1 rRNA gene is annotated in these 241 nt (G+C 52.7%); it reads left to right on the top strand.

Annotation, left to right across the window (positions count from 1 at the left end):
- Positions 1 to 241: ribosomal RNA gene (locus tag SH09_RS14030) — 16S ribosomal RNA — on the top strand; the annotation flags it as partial.

A 241-nucleotide genomic window follows, 5' to 3' on the forward strand; every position in this document is an offset into this window, starting at 1 on the left:
GAATTCCATGTGTAGCGGTGAAATGCGCAGAGATATGGAGGAACACCAGTGGCGAAGGCGACTTTCTGGTCTGTAACTGACGCTGATGTGCGAAAGCGTGGGGATCAAACAGGATTAGATACCCTGGTAGTCCACGCCGTAAACGATGAGTGCTAAGTGTTAGGGGGTTTCCGCCCCTTAGTGCTGCAGCTAACGCATTAAGCACTCCGCCTGGGGAGTACGACCGCAAGGTTGAAACTCA

This window comes from Staphylococcus gallinarum (assembly GCF_000875895.1).
Lineage (GTDB): Bacteria > Bacillota > Bacilli > Staphylococcales > Staphylococcaceae > Staphylococcus > Staphylococcus gallinarum.